Origin of the sequence: Clostridium tagluense (genome assembly GCF_003865095.1) — a bacterium.
Taxonomy (GTDB): Bacteria; Bacillota; Clostridia; order Clostridiales; family Clostridiaceae; genus Clostridium_AD; species Clostridium_AD tagluense.
In genome coordinates this window covers 1-16,563 of record NZ_BHYK01000028.1, presented here as the reverse complement: position 1 = coordinate 16,563, position 16,563 = coordinate 1, and the positions used below count along the sequence as shown (strand labels likewise).

Genomic DNA, 16,563 nt, shown 5'->3' with positions numbered 1-16,563 from the left:
ATAATAATTATTTTATAAAAATTATTATTATGAACTGCATTTGGAAAATAATATGAATGGGGTGTTATTTTGAGTAATAAAAAAATTCTAACCGGCAATGAAGCAATAAGTAGAGGTTTTTGGGAAGGTGGTGGAATGATTGCTTCTAGTTATCCTGGTTCACCTACTGTACAAATTTTAGATTCGCTAAAACAATATGAAGAAATTTATAGTGACTGGGGAACTAACGAAAAGGTAGCTATGGAGATTGCAATGGGCGGAAGTATTGCAGGTGCAAGATCTATGGTTTCTATGAAACACGTAGGAGTAAACATTGCAAGTGATCCCTTTATGACTTTTACACAAACAAAAACAAAGGGTGGTCTATTACTGGTTGTAGGTGATGATCCAGGCCTTTCAAGTTCACAAAATGAGCAAGATAGCAGATTTTGGGGTAAATTTGCAAATATTCCTATCTTAGATCCTCGGAATCCTCAAGAAGCTAAAGATTTTACAATAGAAGGCTTAAAACTTAGTGAAAAATTTCATACACCAGTGCTTATAAGAATGATGAGTAGATTATGTCATTGTAGATCAGCGGTAGAATTAGGTGACCGAGAAGAATTTGCCCCTGAGGGATTTGTACCAGAACAAGGACGATACAGCATGCTTCCCCCCTACTCTAATGCGCAACAATATTTTATGAAAGAAAGAATGGAAAAGCTTCAAAACTTCAATGAAGATTATGAATATAATTATTTAGAAGAAGGCACTAGCAAGGATTTTTTAATCATTACTTCTGGTCTTATATATGAATCTTTAAAGGAATTACAATTGGAAAACATAAATATACTAAAACTAGGTATGATTTGGCCTCTTCCTATAGAAAAAATTAAAAAATTGAGTGAAAAATATACCAATGTAATCGTTCTCGAAGAAATGTTACCATTTATTGAAGATCAACTTAAAATCAATGGTATTGCAGCAAAAGGCAAGGAGTACTTTTCTTTTACAGGAGAGCTTACTATTAAAGATATAAAAATAGGTTTAAAAAAAGCAGGAGTTTTGATAAACGGTGTAGAATTAGAAATCCCACAAAAAGAAGAAATCATTACAAGAACACCTATGCTATGCGCAGGATGCCCTCATAGACCTATTTTCCATATTTTAAAAGCTAATAATGCAACGGTTATAGGGGATATAGGGTGTTATTCTCTAGGAATACAGGAGCCTTTCGAAGTACATAAAACTAATATAAGCATGGGAGCTTCCCTTGGAATGGCTCTTGGAGTTGCCACTGTTCATTCAAAAATAAATAAACAAAAACCAATTGTAGCTACAATTGGAGATGGAACATTTTTTCATTCTGGAATGACAGGATTTATACAACTTGCAAAAACTACAGAAAATATAACAGTTATTATAATGGATAATAGGACTACTGCCATGACTGGTGGCCAAAACACACCAACTACAGGAGATTATTTTAAAGAAGAACCTGGATATCATGTCAGCATACCTGATATTTTAAAATCTTTTGGAATAGTGGATATTACAGTAGCAGATCAATTTAAGTACAAGGAAACAAAAGAAATCATTAATACTGCAATGAAAAGATCAGGACTTTCTGTAGTAATAACAACTCGTCCTTGTGCACTGAATTTCAAAATTAAAAGTCCTCATTTTTATGTAGATGAAGATATTTGCATAAGTTGTAGAAGTTGTTTGCGTTCCAACTGCCCACCGATTTCTATGAAAATGTATCCTGGAAAGGAAAAGAAAAATTCTTATATAAATCCAGATATGTGTGTAGGTTGTTCCGTCTGTTCTCAAGTTTGCCCTGTTGGTGCAATAAAATGTAGTAGTGAAAACATGCAGAAGGGAGTGAAATAAGATGGGAGTTACAAATATTTATATGGCTGGTGTTGGTGGACAAGGGTTAGTGCTTACCACCGAAATAGTAGTAGAAGTTGCTTTCTTAGAAGGCTATGAGGTAAAAAGTAATGATGTAATTGGACTATCACAAAGAGGTGGAAAAGTTTGGGGAAGCGTAAGGTTTGGTGAAAAAGTATATTCTGCTTTAATTCCTGAAGGAGAAGGCGATCTACTCCTTGCAATGGAAGAACTAGAAGGTTTAAGATTATCCTCTGCTTTAAAAAAAGGTGCAAAAATTATATTCAATGAAGAAATCATTTTCCCAAATAGAGTGCTTATTGAGAAGGATGAATATCCAGAAAATATAGAAGAAAAATTAGTAAAAAAAGGATATGAGGTTATTTCTTTAAATGCACAAGAACTAGCTAAGGACCTTGGAAATATTAAAACAGCCAATATCGTACTTTTGGGCAAGCTGTCTAAATATTTGCCTTTTAAAGAAGAAACCTGGTTAAAAGTTATAGAAAATAAAGTCCCAGCAAAAACTGTACAAGTAAATTTTTCTGCGTTTAAAGCTGGCAGACAAGCATAAAAAAAACAAGGAATTCTAAATTAGAATTCCTTGTTTTTTTTGATATTCATTATAATTCATTCAACACTTTTTACAACTGCAATAATCCATGCACATTGTAATATATTTTTTTATAGATTAATAATATTTAACCCGTTGTTTAAATATATATATTTTATACTTAATATTTAATATTTAATAAATTGGAGGAATAACAATGTTATCTATAAAACAATTAGCCGAATCTATAGCTCTGAAAGAGGGCCTACATTATGTGGAAAAAAATCCTATGGAGAATTTCCCTAAACTATTAAAATGGGGTGAAAAATTTGCATCCCGTGAAGACCACAAGATGGAAATCAATGACGTAGCGAAAAACATGAAAGATCATACTACTGTCACTTATAAATTTATTGAAAGAGTTTTAACAGAACTAAACCAAGAAGTAAGGAAAAAGTTCTTAGTTAATTTCATTATAAATTCTGGACTAGTTGGTATTCCAGAAAGCACTAAAATTCAAGAAAAAGAAAAATGTAATATTCCCTGGGCTATACTCTTAGATCCTACTGCATCATGCAACTTAAAATGCATAGGATGCTGGGCAGCAGAATATAACAAAGGTGATTCTCTTTCCTATGAAACTATTGATAGAATAATAACAGAAGGAAAAGATCTTGGAATTCATATGTATATATTCTCTGGTGGCGAACCATTGGTTAGAAAAGAGGATATTTTGAAAATCATTAAAAACCACAGTGATTGCATGTTCCTTTCCTTTACCAATGCTACATTAATAGACGAAAAATTTGCAGATGAAGTAGCAAAATCAGGGAACTTGACGTTTGCTATTAGTGTAGAAGGCTTTGAAAAAGAAACCGACATGAGGCGGGGTGCTAACACATATCAAAGAGTTCTTCTGGCCATGGACATACTTAAAAATCATGGTATTGGCTTCGGATTCTCTTCTTGCTATACCAGTAAAAACTACCTTTCCATAGGTTCTGAAGAATATATAGATTTTATGATAAAAAAAGGCTGTCTTTTTGGTTGGTTGTTCACTTATATGCCTCTTGGGAAAGATGCTGTACCTGAACTAATGGTTACCCCTGAACAGAGAAAGTTTATGTATGAACGTGTACATGCTTACAGAAAAGAAAAACCTATTTTCCTTATGGATTTTTGGAATGATGGTGAATATGTTAATGGGTGTATAGCTGGCGGTAGACGCTATCTTCACATAAACGCAAGTGGTGATGTAGAGCCCTGTGCTTTCATTCACTATGCCAACGTTAATATAAATGATACAAGCCTTTTAGAGGCACTAAAATCTCCTATTTTCAAGCAATATAATAAAAATCAACCATTTAATGATAACCACTTAAGGCCATGTCCCCTCCTTGATAATCCTGAAAAATTAAGAGAAATGGTGCATGCTTCAAATGCACATTCAACCCAACCAGAAGATGAAGAAAACGTGGATGATTTAACTGCAAAATGCCAAGGAAAATCAGCTGAATGGACAATCATAGCAGATGAACTTTGGTCAAAATCACACTAACAAGCAGAAAGCCAGCACTTCTATTTTAACTGCTGGCTTTCTAAATTTTAAATATATTATCCAGTAAGTAAGATCTTATTTTTAAAAAACATGATTTTAAAATTTCTTTCAACCTTAGCTAACGATATAGTTTTGGGAATTGAGTTATAGTATACATCCAAACTTTCCATTGACCATTTTCTTTTAAAAGTTCTACAGCTCCTTTTGATACATCTGCTTGTTCGTTCTTCCCATCAGAAGAGATAAACTTCAATTTAACTTCATAATGATATCTTACTTTATCTTCATTCTCTCCATATACGTTTTCACCTAAAGTAAAGTCTGTAATCTGAGCGGTATAATTACCCCTTTATTTTATATAGTTAATATAATATTACCGCTATATCCTTATTCAATTATATTACATATTAATAGAATTATTCAAATATTTAACATAGCTATATATACCCCTCTTTTATGAGCTTCTCGTGGCATTATAAAAGTAGTGTTTTCCTTATGAATAATTGGAAGTATACCTATGCCTGTGCTCCAAAAATAGCTACCTGTTGGCTATCCAAAACAAACATATTATCTTTCCACTTTAGAGTATTCAAAACATATCCTAAGGAGTCTGCATTGTATCTTCCTGCTATTTTTTGATATGCCAATAGCTCGTATACTTTATTTGAATCAAAATCCACAGGATATAATCCGCTTAGAGGATTTACAAATCCTATGATTGCATTCTTTAGCTTTCCATTGTCGTAGTATATTTCATTTAAATAATCAGCATCCTTATTAGATATATCTATAATGTATTTTTCATTGTTTTTCTTGCTAACAACTTCCACCTTGTAGCTGTCTTTATAAATAACATCGTATTGGTATTGCTCATTATACAAATTAAAATCAAACAATAATTGTGCTGTATTGTTAATAAAGGAATAGATGTAGTCGTAGGTTATTCCACCACTACCACCGGTGGTAATGCCTATTAAGATATCCTTCACACCGTCTCCTGTAAAATCCCCTAAAAACAATGTAGGGTTGTATCCTGCATTGTCACTGAGTGGCACACTAGTAAATCCACCTGTCATTATGTCTTGTATTACAAGGGTAATATTTCGAGTAAATTGACTATCTGACGTCTTTATACCAGTTAAATACACATTATCAGGTATACCATCTCCATTTACATCTCCTCTTGCATAAGAAACAATTTCGGGATGCATCATATTAGCTCTAAAATAACAATTATACATAGTATCTCCTTTTCAATATTAGCATTGTATAATAGCTTACTATAGATTCCAATAATATGTTACAGATATAAAAAAAACTAAAATTTTACCAAGTATAATTTACAATAAATTAAGCAAAATAATATTTATAGTTAATATAAATTTACTTTCTCTGAATAGGAGGATTTTATTATGCAAAGAGGTGTATCAGGATTTTTAGGCGGTGTACTAGGAGGGTTTATTATGTTAGTAATAAACTTTGGAGAAACAGGAACAAGCTCTGTTTCAAGTTGGATTATGCATATATTGATTACTGGTTTTGTTGGTTGGATAATATCGAAAATATTATCCAAAAAATCCACAATTAACTTTGTTTATTCAGGAACAATTACAGGTATAGTTTTATGCTTATTAATAAACGTTGTGTATATGCTTTCAGGAAGAATTGCTCCCACATGGTCAATGGGATTAAGTACATTTATAGTAAGCTTTTTTTCATACATTATACTTGGAATAGTAATAACAACTACTATTTCTAAATCACAAGTGAAAGTGACTAAATAGCCACTTTATTGAATTTTACTGGTTTTTACGTCATACTTCAAATATATATAGTCTTAAAAATAGAAAAATCACGCTATTTTTAGCGTGATTTTTTACTATTTAATATTCTATTATTTATGAGAATTCTACTTATTGATTTTTTAACACTTTAAGAACCTCTTCACCATGCTCCTCTGGCTTAACTTTCTGATAGGTCTTAATTATAGTTCCATTTTCATCAATAATAAATGTGGAACGTACAATTCCCATATATGTTTTACCAAACATTTTTTTCTCCTGCCATGCTCCATAAGATTCAATAACACTATGGTCAGCATCGGTTAACAAATAAAAAGGTAATGTATGTTTATCCTTAAATTTTTGATGTGAAGTAGAGTTATCTGCACTAATTCCTATGACAACCGCTCCAGCATCCAGTATGTCATCATATACGTCTCTAAAACTGCATGCTTCCTTCGTGCAACCAGGAGTATCATCCTTTGGATAAAAATAAATAACCACCTTTTTACCATTAAAATTGCTTAACATTATATCCTGATTTTCCTCGTTCTTTAACGTAAACCCAGGTGCTTTATCTCCCTCTTTTAACATAATTATGACTCCTTTCATGAATTCAATTTTTTATTTCGAAATTTACTAAGTAAATTAAGTTTTATAATATTAAACATTATAATTATATAAGATTATTGTTTTATTTTACAACGAGATACTCTTAAATGCAATAATAACTTTTAGTATATAATAATAACTTTAAGCATCTAATGATAAAGTATTTAAATATTGATTTAAATCACATATTCATAAAAGTATAGAAGATATAATAATCCCATAGTAAAGATCGCATACAATTCCCTAGAGGACGATAAGGAGGCCATTTTATGAGTAATAAATTTAAAACAGAAGATGCCATAGGACAAATAGTTGCAGCGTTTCCAGGTGCAAGTGAGATATTTTATAAATATAATATAGATTTTTGTTGTGGAGGAGATAGGCCATTAATTCTAGCAATACGTACACAAGGCCTTGAGGAAAAAACAATAATTGAGGAATTAAATACTAAATACCAGAGTTTTGAAGAAAACAATGAAAAGTTTACAGACTGGGCAAAGGAAAGCCCAAGCAAATTAATAGAATATGTGGTAAATAATCACCATGCATATCTAAACATAGAGTTACCAAAAATATCAAAGTTAATTCTAAAGATATTAGGCGTACATGGTAAAAAACATGAAGAATTATTTAAGGTGCACAGACTATTTAATAATTTAAGAACAGAATTAGAGGAACATCTAGTTAAAGAGGAAGAATTTTTATTTCCACTTATAATTCAGTATGAAAAAGGGAAAGATGAAAAAGTAAGAAGTGCTACATTAAAACTTATTGATGAATTGGAACAAGAGCATACGGGGGCAGGAGATATTATAAAAGAACTAAGAGAAATTACAGACCACTATAATACACCTAAAGATGGATGTGGAACCTTTGAACTTACCTATAAAAAATTGCTGGAGCTTGAAGTAGATCTATTCCAGCATATACACTTGGAAAATAATATATTATTTAATAATTTTTAAGGAGGCGTAATAATTATGGATAAATATCTTTGTATAGTATGTCAATATATTTATGACCCAGAGCTTGGTGATCCTGATGGAGGAATTGCACCAGGCACTAAATTTGAGGATATACCTGAAGATTGGGTTTGCCCTTTATGTGGAGTTGGTAAATCAGATTTTGAAAAGGTAGAATAGTAATATTAAATCAGCACAAAGACAATAGTCTTCATGCTGATTTATTTTTTAATAGCTTGTAGTGTCAGTTTACTTAAAACCCTAATATTTTAATTATAGCCTGGAATAATAACACTGTAGTTAATGCTATTAAAATAACTATAGTAACCCAACCAACCCAGTTTTTGAATTTATTGTTTGTATATTCACCCATCAGGTCTTTTTTATTTACCATAAGCATCATACAAATTAAAACTACGGGTAGAAGCATTCCATTAATTACTTGAGAGCCAAGAGAAATCTGAAGTAATGGTGAACCTGGAATGAGAATAATTATGGCACCTATAATTATTATTGCTGTAAATAATCCGTAAAATTCAGGAGCCTCCTTCATTGTTTTACCTATACCAGCTTCAAAACCAAAGGCTTCACAGATGTAAAATGCAGTTGCCAGTGGAAGAATTGTAGCTGAAAATACGGACGCAACCAAGAGCCCAAAGGCAAATATACTTGATGCTAAATCTCCAGCTAAGGGCTTTAATGCCATTGCAGCATCCTTAGCTTCATATATAGTAATACCCTGTTTATTTAAAGTTGCTGCGCAAGCTACAATAATAAAGAAGGCTACTACAACCGTTACGCTACATCCAAGGATAACATCCATAAGCTCATATTTATACTCAGATATTTTAATTCCTTTTTCTATTACAGAGGACTGCATATAAAATTGCATCCACGGAGCAATCGTAGTACCAATTAAACCAATTACCGTACTAATCCACGCTGCGTCTATACCTTCTCCATGAGCACCATTAAATGAGGGTATAGGATTGATTAGTGAAGTTCCAATTTGGTGCCAATCGGGACGCGCAAGAAGCGCAGAAAAAACATAGGAAAGTAAAAATACACTAAATACTAAGAATATCTTCTCAACGGATTTATAGGTTCCTTTTACAACCAGTAGCCAGACTAAAATTACTGCAATTGGAACTGATACATATTTTGAAAGATTGAATACCTGCAAACTTCCTGCAATGCCTGCAAACTCAGTAGCAGTATTACCTATATCTGCTACTAATAGACCTAGAAATATAAAGAATGTTACCTTTACACCAAAATTTTCGCGAATTAAATCAGCTAAACCTTTTTGAGTGACAATACCCATTCTTGCATTCATTTCTTGTACTACAAGTAATGCAATAAAACAAGGAATCAATGTCCAAAGTAAAAGATAACCATAGTGAGCTCCGGCTACAGAGTAAGCTGAAATACCACCGGCATCATTATCTACACTTCCAGTTATTAAGCCAGGGCCAAGCACTGATAGAAACACCATAAAGCTTACAAGCCAAGGCTTTTTATTTGAATTCGTTTTTTCGCTCATAACATGCCTCCTTAACTAACCTTCCTCTTGTTTTTAAGCAATTCATAAATAATATCATTTATTATAACATTGCCGAGTAACTTCATTTCATGATTAGTAACAGGAATAGCTACAAGATTGTATTTTGAAACATTTTTTATCAAATCTTTAATACTATCTGTATCAAACATTGATTTGAATTTTTTGTTCATAATAGCACTTATTTTGCTAGTTGGCTCAGAAATAATTAAATCTCGAAGGGAAAGGGTTCCTATTAATTTATCATTTTCATCTACTACATAAAGGCTGAACAATTCATCTTCTTCAGGTTTTAATATCCTTAGATCTTCAATTGCTTGATTTATAGTTTCATTGTTACTAAAAGATACAAAATCCGTGCTCATAAGACTGCCAACTGCTTTAGAATCATACCCTAACAATTCTCTAATTTCGCCTGCAGCTTCTTTTTCCATGCTATTTAGTAGCTCTTCTACTTTTTCTTCACTCATACCATCAAGAATATCCGCAGCTTCATCCGCAGGCATATTTTCTAAAACATCTGCAGCTTTATCTGGAGATAGACTTTCAATGAAACTAACTTGTGCCTCTTCTTCCATTTCTTCTAAAACATCCGCAGCTTTTGCGTTATCAAGTGAGGAAAAAATGGTAAGACCTGTTTTAGCATCAAAGTCTTCAATAATATCAGCGAGGTCTGAGGGATGAAGAATGGATAGTGAATCATAGGTTTTTGATAGAACAATATTTTCATTAGAAGTTATAATAGCCTCTACATCATTCCATAGCATTAGCTTAGTCGAAATTTTAAGACCTAACATCTTAAGTGGTTTAGCAATTCCAATTCTTCTTAGAAGACCATCTATGCCGATGTCTACTGCAACTATAGACGCTCCTTTCTCTAAATATGATAGTGAAACATCATTTACACGAACTACTTTTCTTCCATTAACATCTATAATCTGTTGATCTAAAATATGCTTTCTCAAAAACAATGTATTGGGAGGGGTATATTCCTCTATTTTGTTACATATTAAAATATATTGTCCTTTTTGTTTTGTAATAGAAAAATTTTTAAAGTCGTAATCTTTAATTCCACTATTAGTTTTTACTTTTGCAGTAGTGACATGAGGGCTTTTTAATTCATTTACAACACCAAGATCACTTAATCTTCCAATAACTTTCATATCTGGTGTATATATTTTATTCCCTAAAATTCTGCTTAGATAGAAGTTGTTTTTCATATTACATCCTCCTTTTAGGAAGGGATGCAATACCACCTATAAAATAGTTTAATAGAGTGATATCCCTTCCAATATATTAAATTTTTCACATGCTGGGGACCACTGTCCATTAAATAATCACACTCCTAAAATTAAAATTAAAAAATCTCTCCACAACAAAGTGAAGAGATTAAAATGCGTAAAAAATAAAGGCGTAAAAAAATTAGCTCATCCCCACTCGTTGAGTTTTAGCACTGTACAGCTTAGAGATTTGATACTCAGCTACATTAAGTAAAACCTTAATCCGGTAATACCTGCTGACCCGTTGGCGTCTCTCGACATTTCTGGGCAGTAGCGTGTGTCTTATACAGTAACCTCACCTAACAAAAATATTAAATTGCAATTTTCAGTTAATATTATTCTTATAATATTATACTATGCATCAATCCTAATATTGTCAATGATTTTTATATTTTATTCACCTAAATAGCATGTTGGTACATATAATATAATATAATATTTTTTAGAGGGGATTTAATGTATAATTTGAAACCGGAAATTTTTGATTTTAAAAGTGTCAAAGGCATTTCTATGAAGCAGCTAGATGAGCACTACAAATTGTATTCAGGGTATGTAAGTAAATTAAATGAAATTTGGAACACTCCTTATGTACCTGATAATTATACTGATAGCAATGCCACTTATTCCAAAATGCGAAGTTTAAAACTAGGTGAAACATATTCACTGAACGGTGTAAAACTTCATAATCTTTATTTTGAAAACATAGTTGGCGGAAATAACCTTCCTTATGGACCCATTTTTAATGCTATAAAAAATCAATTTTCATCTTATGATGATTTTATATCTTACCTTACAAATGTAGGTTTATCCATGAGAGGTTGGGTAGTCCTTTCCTTTGATCTGCTTGATAACAGGCTACACATAATAGGAAGCGATTCACACGATACTGGCGCGGTTTGGCTTTCTTGTCCAGTATTGATCATGGATGTTTATGAACATGCATATTTTATGGATTTTGGAACAGATAAAAGAAAATATATTTCTACATTTATTGAAAATATAAATTGGGAGGTTTTAAATGCTAGATTTCAAAAATACGTTTCAATGATACAGTTTATGGAGATGAACCAACATAGATATAGTCCATATATATTTTTTTAATGGACTATTTTCTAATTCTAAGTTAGATATAGAGTGTAGTAAAATCTACACTCTTTATAATTTGTATCAGCACCTATTATATTATTATCAATGGCATATCATCAACTAAAGAAGACCTAGTAAAAAAGAAAATTTCAATACACTTTGCTCCTTATTCAATGGGTGAAAGGATCATATCAATTGAACACTTGAATAACTCTCCACTATTTACATCAACACAGTATGCAACATCTTCTAATGTATATTCCTCTGTGTTTAGGGTATATAGATAGTAGATTTTTTCCTTAATATTCCTTTGTGAATCATAAAGAACCTTTAAATTAGGCTCAATTTTAACCTTCGATGTTACTATTTCCAAGCCTGTTTCTTTAGATACCTTATAATTAGATATTTCACCACTATTACTATTTACTTTATTAACATTGAATGCAGATACAGCCCTTGGTATCGATACAACTGTAGCAATTATAACTACTGATATAACAAGTCCAATGGTAGGTATCCTCTTTTGATTTTTAGTAATTAATGCAATAATGATCCAAATCAAAAATATAAAAAATCCGAATAAGCCAAGTAAGGTAAAAAACATAACCATAGACCCATCCCCCTATTATTCCTAGCATTAGTTAAGTCTATGTTAGATAAAGCACAGGTTAGAACATATATCGGAATTTCATTGGATAATATAGTATTATTAAATATTTTAAAGAAAAACAAAACACTATATACGATTGTACATAGTGTTTTAAAATTTAAGTTTCAAAGCTCATCTTATTGCCAAGAGCTTCACAATGCTTATGAAGTTTTCTTAACGAATAGATCCATATATAACAAAATCATTTTCAATAACTCCAATTGCAATTAATTTTTCTTCTTTTATTAAATATACTAATGGTTCTTTATTACTATCAGTATTCTTTTTATATAATACCCAACCATTATTTTTTAATAATGAATAATAGTCCTTAACGAAATTGTCTGGCAACAGTAAGACTGAATAAAAATAAAATATATGTGTGCCATCAGGCGATAATGAAGTTTTGTAATAACTTGCATTTGTTGGCATCGGTACATCAGATAATAAGGGGAAATACTTATATTTATTTTCGGGAATAGGTTTGGAAGTCATTTTATTTTTAATTTCCATTAGTGTCTTTTCATTACTACTATTTAATAATGGATTAACTTCATTAATAGGTATTACAAATCCTATATCCCCTGCTAAATCATATCCTGCATAAGTTATTCCTATTATATCACCATATACATTAAATAATGCTCCACCACTTGAGCCATGAGAAATACTTGCAGTAGTTTGAAAATCATTTCCTCTATCACTTTTTCTATTAATTCCACTTATTATACCTGTACTTAAAGAATTTTCATATCCTTCTGGGCTACCTATTGCAACAACATTGTCTCCTATTTCCATCGTATTACTGTCACCTAATTTAACTATATTTAGATTAGTTGAATTTGATAATTGTAAAATTGCTATATCTTGCTTTTGATTATAATTTAAAACACTTTTAACCTCATACTTTGTTCCATTTTGTAATGTTACATTTGCATAGGAACAATCTTTAATTACATGAAAATTAGTTACTACAATACCATTGGAATTAACTATAAATCCACTACCATTTGCAATTAATTTATGATTTTCATCACTTACTTCAACGGAGACAACTGCATCACCATATTTTCCAAAAATTTGTTTAGCAGTTAATTCATTTGTTACCGTTACTTTACATGTTGCTGTTTTGTTTCCATCTGAACTTATAACAGTTATTATTGCAGTTCCTGCACTTATCGCTGTTATCTTTCCAGTATTGTCTACTTTTGCTATTTCAGGACTTGAAGATGTCCATCTTATATCTTTGCTAGGCTCATCCATTGCTATTAAATTATCTGTTCCGCCTACTATTAGCGAACTTGCAATTTTGTTTAAATTCAAAGAGGCAACTTTAATTGTTGTATTATTAATAGTAATTACTTTTAATTTAAAGCCATCATATTTATTCTGTGACTCATTATTCTTAGCCCATATGTCTGCTATATAAGTACCCTCAGGAATATTTTTTAAATTATAATTTACATTCATATTATAATCAGTTAAATTAGTTAACCATTTGCTGTTTTTAACATCAAATAAGTGTAATTTATAATCCACTTCTAATGGCGTATTTTCCACACCATTTATAGTTAATATATCCTCTTGACTTAATTGTGTCTTGCCAATTTCCATACTGCCATTTAATTCAATTTTTGCATTTTTGACCACCTCAAAATGTAAGGGATAAGCATCATCATAATCACCATACTTATTTTTATTTAGGCCTTTTACACCCACACGTCTAACTCTAATAGAAAATCTATATTTATCTGCTTTTAAATTTAAATTTTTAATATCTACAATCATTGGAGCTTGTGCATCTATAGGGTTTGTCCAACCATTAACCATATCAACATTATTAATTAACTTCCAGTCTTTCATAACACTTTCTTGTATATAAAATAATTGATATTGGACCTGTCCAGTATAATTTTTAGCGGAAATATAGAACTCATTCTTATCCCCATTTATAAATGGGGAATGTTCCAATGATACTATAGATACTTTAGGTGTTGTTTGTGCAAAAACCTGGATTTTAAATGTACTTAATAATAATACAGTTAGTAAAATCATAAAAAATCCACTTGTTAAATTTCTTCTCTTCATTTTAATCCCCCTCCAATATATTTGTAACAATACTATTTAATAATACATTTAATGACAAGATATAACAATAGTTTTATAAATATATTATCCTATAGTTTTAGTGGAGTTAGTATATTTGGTCTGATTAATGACGAAGAAAACTCTGTAAAATTAATTCTTGATCGAAGTATTTTGGAAAATACTTTCAATAATTATTTATTCAAATAAAAGCCCTCTATAACAGATTATAAACTGCCATAGAGAGCCTTAATAATTATAAAAAACAAAAACGTAATTTAGTTTCTATTTAGGGATAACGATTTTCTTGCCTTCTTTACGCCACTTAGCAAATTCAGCGGTTGCTGTGAAAAGTACGTCTGTAGATGAGTTAAGAGCCGTTTCGCAAGAGTCTTGTAGCACACCTACGATAAAGCCTACACCAACTACCTTCATAGCAATGTCATTTGGGATGCCGAATAAGCTACAGGCTAAAGGAATCAGTAATAGTGAACCTCCAGCTACGCCTGAAGCACCGCAAGCACATACAGCAGAAAGTACGCTAAGGATTAATGCTGTAGGCATATCCACTTTAATACCAAGCGTGGCAACTGCTGCAAGGGTCATAACAGAAATGGTAACAGCTGCACCAGCCATATTGATTGTAGATCCTAATGGAATAGATACAGAATAAGTATCCTTATCTAAACCTAGTTTTTCACACAAGGTCATATTTACAGGAATATTCGCAGCTGAGCTACGTGTAAAGAATGCTGTAATACCACTTTCCCTTAAGCACTTAAATACAAGTGGGTATGGGTTTTGACGAATATTTATAAACACAATGATTGGATTGACAACAAGTGCCACAAAGACCATGCAACCAAGCATAACTGCAAGTAAATGTCCATAGCTCCCTAAGGCTTTAAGTCCCTTTCCAGCAAAAGCCTCAAATACAAGACCCATGATACCTAATGGTGCAAAGTTTATGACCCATTTAACCATTTGAGTTAATGCATCTGAAAAATTAGTAATCATGACTTTTGTAGTATCAGGTGCATTTTTTAAAGCAAATCCAAGAACTACCGCCCAAGATAATATGCCTATATAATTGGCATTAAAAAGTGCTTTCACTGGGTTATCAACAATATTTAGAAGTAATGCTTTAAGAACCTCTACCACACCTCCAGGAGGCGTAACATTCTGAGCTCCCGTTGTAAGTGTCAATGTTACCGGAAAAATAAAGCTTACAACAACCGCTACAAATCCGGCTAAAAATGTTCCTAAAAGATAAAGAACGATAATGGACTTCATATTTGTTTGATGACCAGTCCTATGTTGAGATATAGCCGACATTACTAAGAAGAATACCAATATTGGTGCAATCGCTTTCAAAGCACCTACAAATAAAGAACCAAATATGATGACTGGTTTTGCTTGTTCTGGAAAAAAGGAAGCTAATAAAACACCAATAACTAATCCTATAATTATTCGTATTACTAAGCTCATTTTATTCCAATTCGTCATTAGTTTTTTCATAATATTTTCCTCCTATAGTTAAGATTGAAATCAAACTGTGCACAGCCACTTTAAATAGCTTTCATTCGACTTATTATTCTCACAACTCTGTGATAAAAATAAGTCTACCACAAATTTTAACTCATGGGAAGAAAAATTTTAGTGGTTAAATCTTTGCTAATTACCACTCTAAACCTAGTTATACCATAACTTTGGCTATAATGTAAAAATTTATAATTATACTTATAAGAACTTTGATATTAGTTTTATATAAATCTAATGCTAAAAATTAAAAAATGAAAACCAACAAAAAAAATACATTAAATTGTATAATTTTCAGTTATTATAATTTTTCTTGTTTTTAAATAACTATATTAAACAACCCTAGCTCTTACGGTACTAAACCATATCTATAAGTGATGTTAACTTTTATTGACGGCCCCTTCTCAAATTGTTCTTGATACATGAAGTATATAACTTTAATTTTTGGCTATATTAAAGAGAGTTATTAAAGTTTATAGATATAATATTTAAGAAGATTCCATATAATATTATCCAAGGAAAATAATAGGAGGAAAAAATGTTTAATAAAAAGGATAAAAGCCAAAATAATAAATTTAAAACTATAGATGACTATTTTTATGCCTTAGCCGTAACTAGTAAAATAATTGTAGATAAAGGAACAATAACAAACTATTTGATTAATATTAAAGATTATGCTGGAGCAATCACTGTATTACTAGATAAAGATGGAAATACTATGTTTTCACAGGTAAAGTTATAATATTTTTATACTAAAGTATAAAATAGCGCTCATTGGTAATTTATAAACCCTAAAATGGGTAATCGAATAGAGGCTAACAATTAAAATGTTTCGCCCCTTTCACAACACCGTACGTACCGTTCGGTATACGGCGTTTCATTAGTTTACGGTTTAACGTGGCTATAATAATCCGAAAAGAATATGTAGTTACGTCTCTTTAAAGTATCATTTGTTAATGAGCGAGTCATAATTGGGCTGTTGGAAATTCTCCAATAGCCTTTTCTTGTGTTTGCGAATTCCAATG

The 16,563-nt window shown here is 31.3% G+C and carries 16 protein-coding genes and 1 riboswitch; of the genes, 8 read left to right on the top strand and 8 right to left on the bottom strand.

Annotation, left to right across the window (positions count from 1 at the left end; all coding sequences use genetic code 11):
- The first annotated feature begins 69 nt into the window (after positions 1 to 69).
- From Ctaglu_RS19055 to Ctaglu_RS19045, 3 genes are all read left to right on the top strand, one after another.
- The gene (locus Ctaglu_RS19055; protein ID WP_125004670.1) at positions 70 to 1,872 is read left to right on the top strand and encodes a thiamine pyrophosphate-dependent enzyme; all 1,803 of its coding nucleotides are present in this window, start codon (positions 70 to 72) and stop codon (positions 1,870 to 1,872) included.
- 1 nt (position 1,873) lies between these two features.
- The gene (locus Ctaglu_RS19050; RefSeq protein WP_125004668.1) at positions 1,874 to 2,446 is read left to right on the top strand and encodes an indolepyruvate oxidoreductase subunit beta; all 573 of its coding nucleotides are present in this window, start codon (positions 1,874 to 1,876) and stop codon (positions 2,444 to 2,446) included.
- A 196-nt stretch (positions 2,447 to 2,642) separates the two neighbouring features.
- The gene (locus Ctaglu_RS19045; RefSeq protein ID WP_125004666.1) at positions 2,643 to 3,983 is read left to right on the top strand and encodes a radical SAM protein; all 1,341 of its coding nucleotides are present in this window, start codon (positions 2,643 to 2,645) and stop codon (positions 3,981 to 3,983) included.
- A 118-nt stretch (positions 3,984 to 4,101) separates the two neighbouring features.
- Here Ctaglu_RS19045 and Ctaglu_RS26290 read toward each other — a convergent pair whose 3' ends face one another.
- Together Ctaglu_RS26290 and Ctaglu_RS19040 are read right to left on the bottom strand one after the other, a co-directional pair.
- On the bottom strand, positions 4,102 to 4,236 hold the full coding sequence (locus tag Ctaglu_RS26290; protein ID WP_267901302.1) for a hypothetical protein: 135 nt from the start codon (positions 4,234 to 4,236) through the stop codon (positions 4,102 to 4,104).
- 262 nt (positions 4,237 to 4,498) lie between these two features.
- Positions 4,499 to 5,224 (bottom strand): YybI family spore inner coat protein, encoded by a 726-nt coding sequence (locus Ctaglu_RS19040; protein WP_125004664.1) that lies wholly within the window; start codon positions 5,222 to 5,224, stop codon positions 4,499 to 4,501.
- 171 nt (positions 5,225 to 5,395) lie between these two features.
- On the opposite strand from Ctaglu_RS19040, the gene Ctaglu_RS19035 reads away from it, so the two are divergent.
- Entirely contained in the window at positions 5,396 to 5,767 is a 372-nt protein-coding gene (locus Ctaglu_RS19035) for a hypothetical protein (protein WP_125004662.1), read from the top strand.
- Between the two features lie 129 nt (positions 5,768 to 5,896).
- Here the strand turns inward: Ctaglu_RS19035 and bcp are convergent, their stop codons facing one another.
- Entirely contained in the window at positions 5,897 to 6,358 is a 462-nt protein-coding gene (gene bcp, locus Ctaglu_RS19030; protein WP_125004660.1) for a thioredoxin-dependent thiol peroxidase, read from the bottom strand.
- A 287-nt stretch (positions 6,359 to 6,645) separates the two neighbouring features.
- Here bcp and ric point away from each other — a divergent pair, with 287 nt between their 5' ends.
- Both ric and rd read left to right on the top strand, forming a co-directional pair.
- Positions 6,646 to 7,341, top strand: a complete 696-nt coding sequence (gene ric, locus Ctaglu_RS19025; RefSeq protein WP_125004658.1) for an iron-sulfur cluster repair di-iron protein — start codon at positions 6,646 to 6,648, stop codon at positions 7,339 to 7,341.
- Between the two features lie 15 nt (positions 7,342 to 7,356).
- Positions 7,357 to 7,518: a rubredoxin gene (gene rd / locus Ctaglu_RS19020; RefSeq protein WP_125004656.1), complete on the top strand. Its 162-nt coding sequence runs from the start codon at positions 7,357 to 7,359 to the stop codon at positions 7,516 to 7,518.
- Positions 7,519 to 7,591: 73 nt separating this feature from the next.
- Here rd and Ctaglu_RS19015 read toward each other — a convergent pair whose 3' ends face one another.
- Positions 7,592 to 8,881 (bottom strand): Nramp family divalent metal transporter, encoded by a 1,290-nt coding sequence (locus Ctaglu_RS19015; protein ID WP_185732816.1) that lies wholly within the window; start codon positions 8,879 to 8,881, stop codon positions 7,592 to 7,594.
- 11 nt (positions 8,882 to 8,892) lie between these two features.
- Positions 8,893 to 10,119 carry a magnesium transporter MgtE N-terminal domain-containing protein gene (locus tag Ctaglu_RS19010; RefSeq protein WP_125004653.1) on the bottom strand — a complete coding sequence of 409 codons (1,227 nt, stop codon included), beginning with the start codon at positions 10,117 to 10,119 and terminating at the stop codon, positions 8,893 to 8,895.
- Between the two features lie 205 nt (positions 10,120 to 10,324).
- A riboswitch (M-box (ykoK) riboswitch) is annotated at positions 10,325 to 10,493 on the bottom strand.
- A 142-nt stretch (positions 10,494 to 10,635) separates the two neighbouring features.
- Between Ctaglu_RS19010 and Ctaglu_RS19005 the strand changes: the two genes are divergently transcribed.
- Entirely contained in the window at positions 10,636 to 11,280 is a 645-nt protein-coding gene (locus Ctaglu_RS19005) for a superoxide dismutase (RefSeq protein WP_125004651.1), read from the top strand.
- A 151-nt stretch (positions 11,281 to 11,431) separates the two neighbouring features.
- Here Ctaglu_RS19005 and Ctaglu_RS19000 read toward each other — a convergent pair whose 3' ends face one another.
- The 3 genes from Ctaglu_RS19000 to sstT form a co-directional block, all read right to left on the bottom strand.
- A complete protein-coding gene (locus Ctaglu_RS19000) occupies positions 11,432 to 11,875 on the bottom strand; it encodes a hypothetical protein (protein WP_125004649.1) in 444 nt (147 codons plus the stop codon).
- A gap of 213 nt (positions 11,876 to 12,088) precedes the next feature.
- The gene (locus Ctaglu_RS18995) at positions 12,089 to 14,002 is read right to left on the bottom strand and encodes a trypsin-like peptidase domain-containing protein (protein WP_125004647.1); all 1,914 of its coding nucleotides are present in this window, start codon (positions 14,000 to 14,002) and stop codon (positions 12,089 to 12,091) included.
- A gap of 282 nt (positions 14,003 to 14,284) precedes the next feature.
- A complete protein-coding gene (gene sstT / locus Ctaglu_RS18990) occupies positions 14,285 to 15,517 on the bottom strand; it encodes a serine/threonine transporter SstT (protein ID WP_125004645.1) in 1,233 nt (410 codons plus the stop codon).
- A 559-nt stretch (positions 15,518 to 16,076) separates the two neighbouring features.
- Here sstT and Ctaglu_RS18985 point away from each other — a divergent pair.
- Positions 16,077 to 16,280, top strand: a complete 204-nt coding sequence (locus tag Ctaglu_RS18985; RefSeq protein WP_125004643.1) for a DUF6440 family protein — start codon at positions 16,077 to 16,079, stop codon at positions 16,278 to 16,280.
- The last annotated feature ends 283 nt before the right edge of the window (positions 16,281 to 16,563 follow it).

Excerpts from the sequence above, each read along its gene's own strand:
- Ctaglu_RS19050 (WP_125004668.1), top strand. The coding sequence starts at position 1,874 with ATGGGAGTTACAAATATTTATATGGCTGGTGTTGGTGGACAAGGGTTA.
- Ctaglu_RS19035 (WP_125004662.1), top strand. The coding sequence starts at position 5,396 with ATGCAAAGAGGTGTATCAGGATTTTTAGGCGGTGTACTAGGAGGGTTT.
- sstT (WP_125004645.1), bottom strand. The coding sequence starts at position 15,517 with ATGAAAAAACTAATGACGAATTGGAATAAAATGAGCTTAGTAATACGA.
- Ctaglu_RS19010 (WP_125004653.1), bottom strand. The coding sequence starts at position 10,119 with ATGAAAAACAACTTCTATCTAAGCAGAATTTTAGGGAATAAAATATAT.
- Ctaglu_RS19045 (WP_125004666.1), top strand. The coding sequence starts at position 2,643 with ATGTTATCTATAAAACAATTAGCCGAATCTATAGCTCTGAAAGAGGGC.
- Ctaglu_RS19040 (WP_125004664.1), bottom strand. The coding sequence starts at position 5,224 with ATGTATAATTGTTATTTTAGAGCTAATATGATGCATCCCGAAATTGTT.
- Ctaglu_RS18985 (WP_125004643.1), top strand. The coding sequence starts at position 16,077 with ATGTTTAATAAAAAGGATAAAAGCCAAAATAATAAATTTAAAACTATA.
- rd (WP_125004656.1), top strand. The coding sequence starts at position 7,357 with ATGGATAAATATCTTTGTATAGTATGTCAATATATTTATGACCCAGAG.
- Ctaglu_RS19005 (WP_125004651.1), top strand. The coding sequence starts at position 10,636 with ATGTATAATTTGAAACCGGAAATTTTTGATTTTAAAAGTGTCAAAGGC.
- bcp (WP_125004660.1), bottom strand. The coding sequence starts at position 6,358 with ATGTTAAAAGAGGGAGATAAAGCACCTGGGTTTACGTTAAAGAACGAG.
- Ctaglu_RS18995 (WP_125004647.1), bottom strand. The coding sequence starts at position 14,002 with ATGAAGAGAAGAAATTTAACAAGTGGATTTTTTATGATTTTACTAACT.
- Ctaglu_RS19015 (WP_185732816.1), bottom strand. The coding sequence starts at position 8,881 with ATGAGCGAAAAAACGAATTCAAATAAAAAGCCTTGGCTTGTAAGCTTT.
- ric (WP_125004658.1), top strand. The coding sequence starts at position 6,646 with ATGAGTAATAAATTTAAAACAGAAGATGCCATAGGACAAATAGTTGCA.
- Ctaglu_RS19000 (WP_125004649.1), bottom strand. The coding sequence starts at position 11,875 with ATGGTTATGTTTTTTACCTTACTTGGCTTATTCGGATTTTTTATATTT.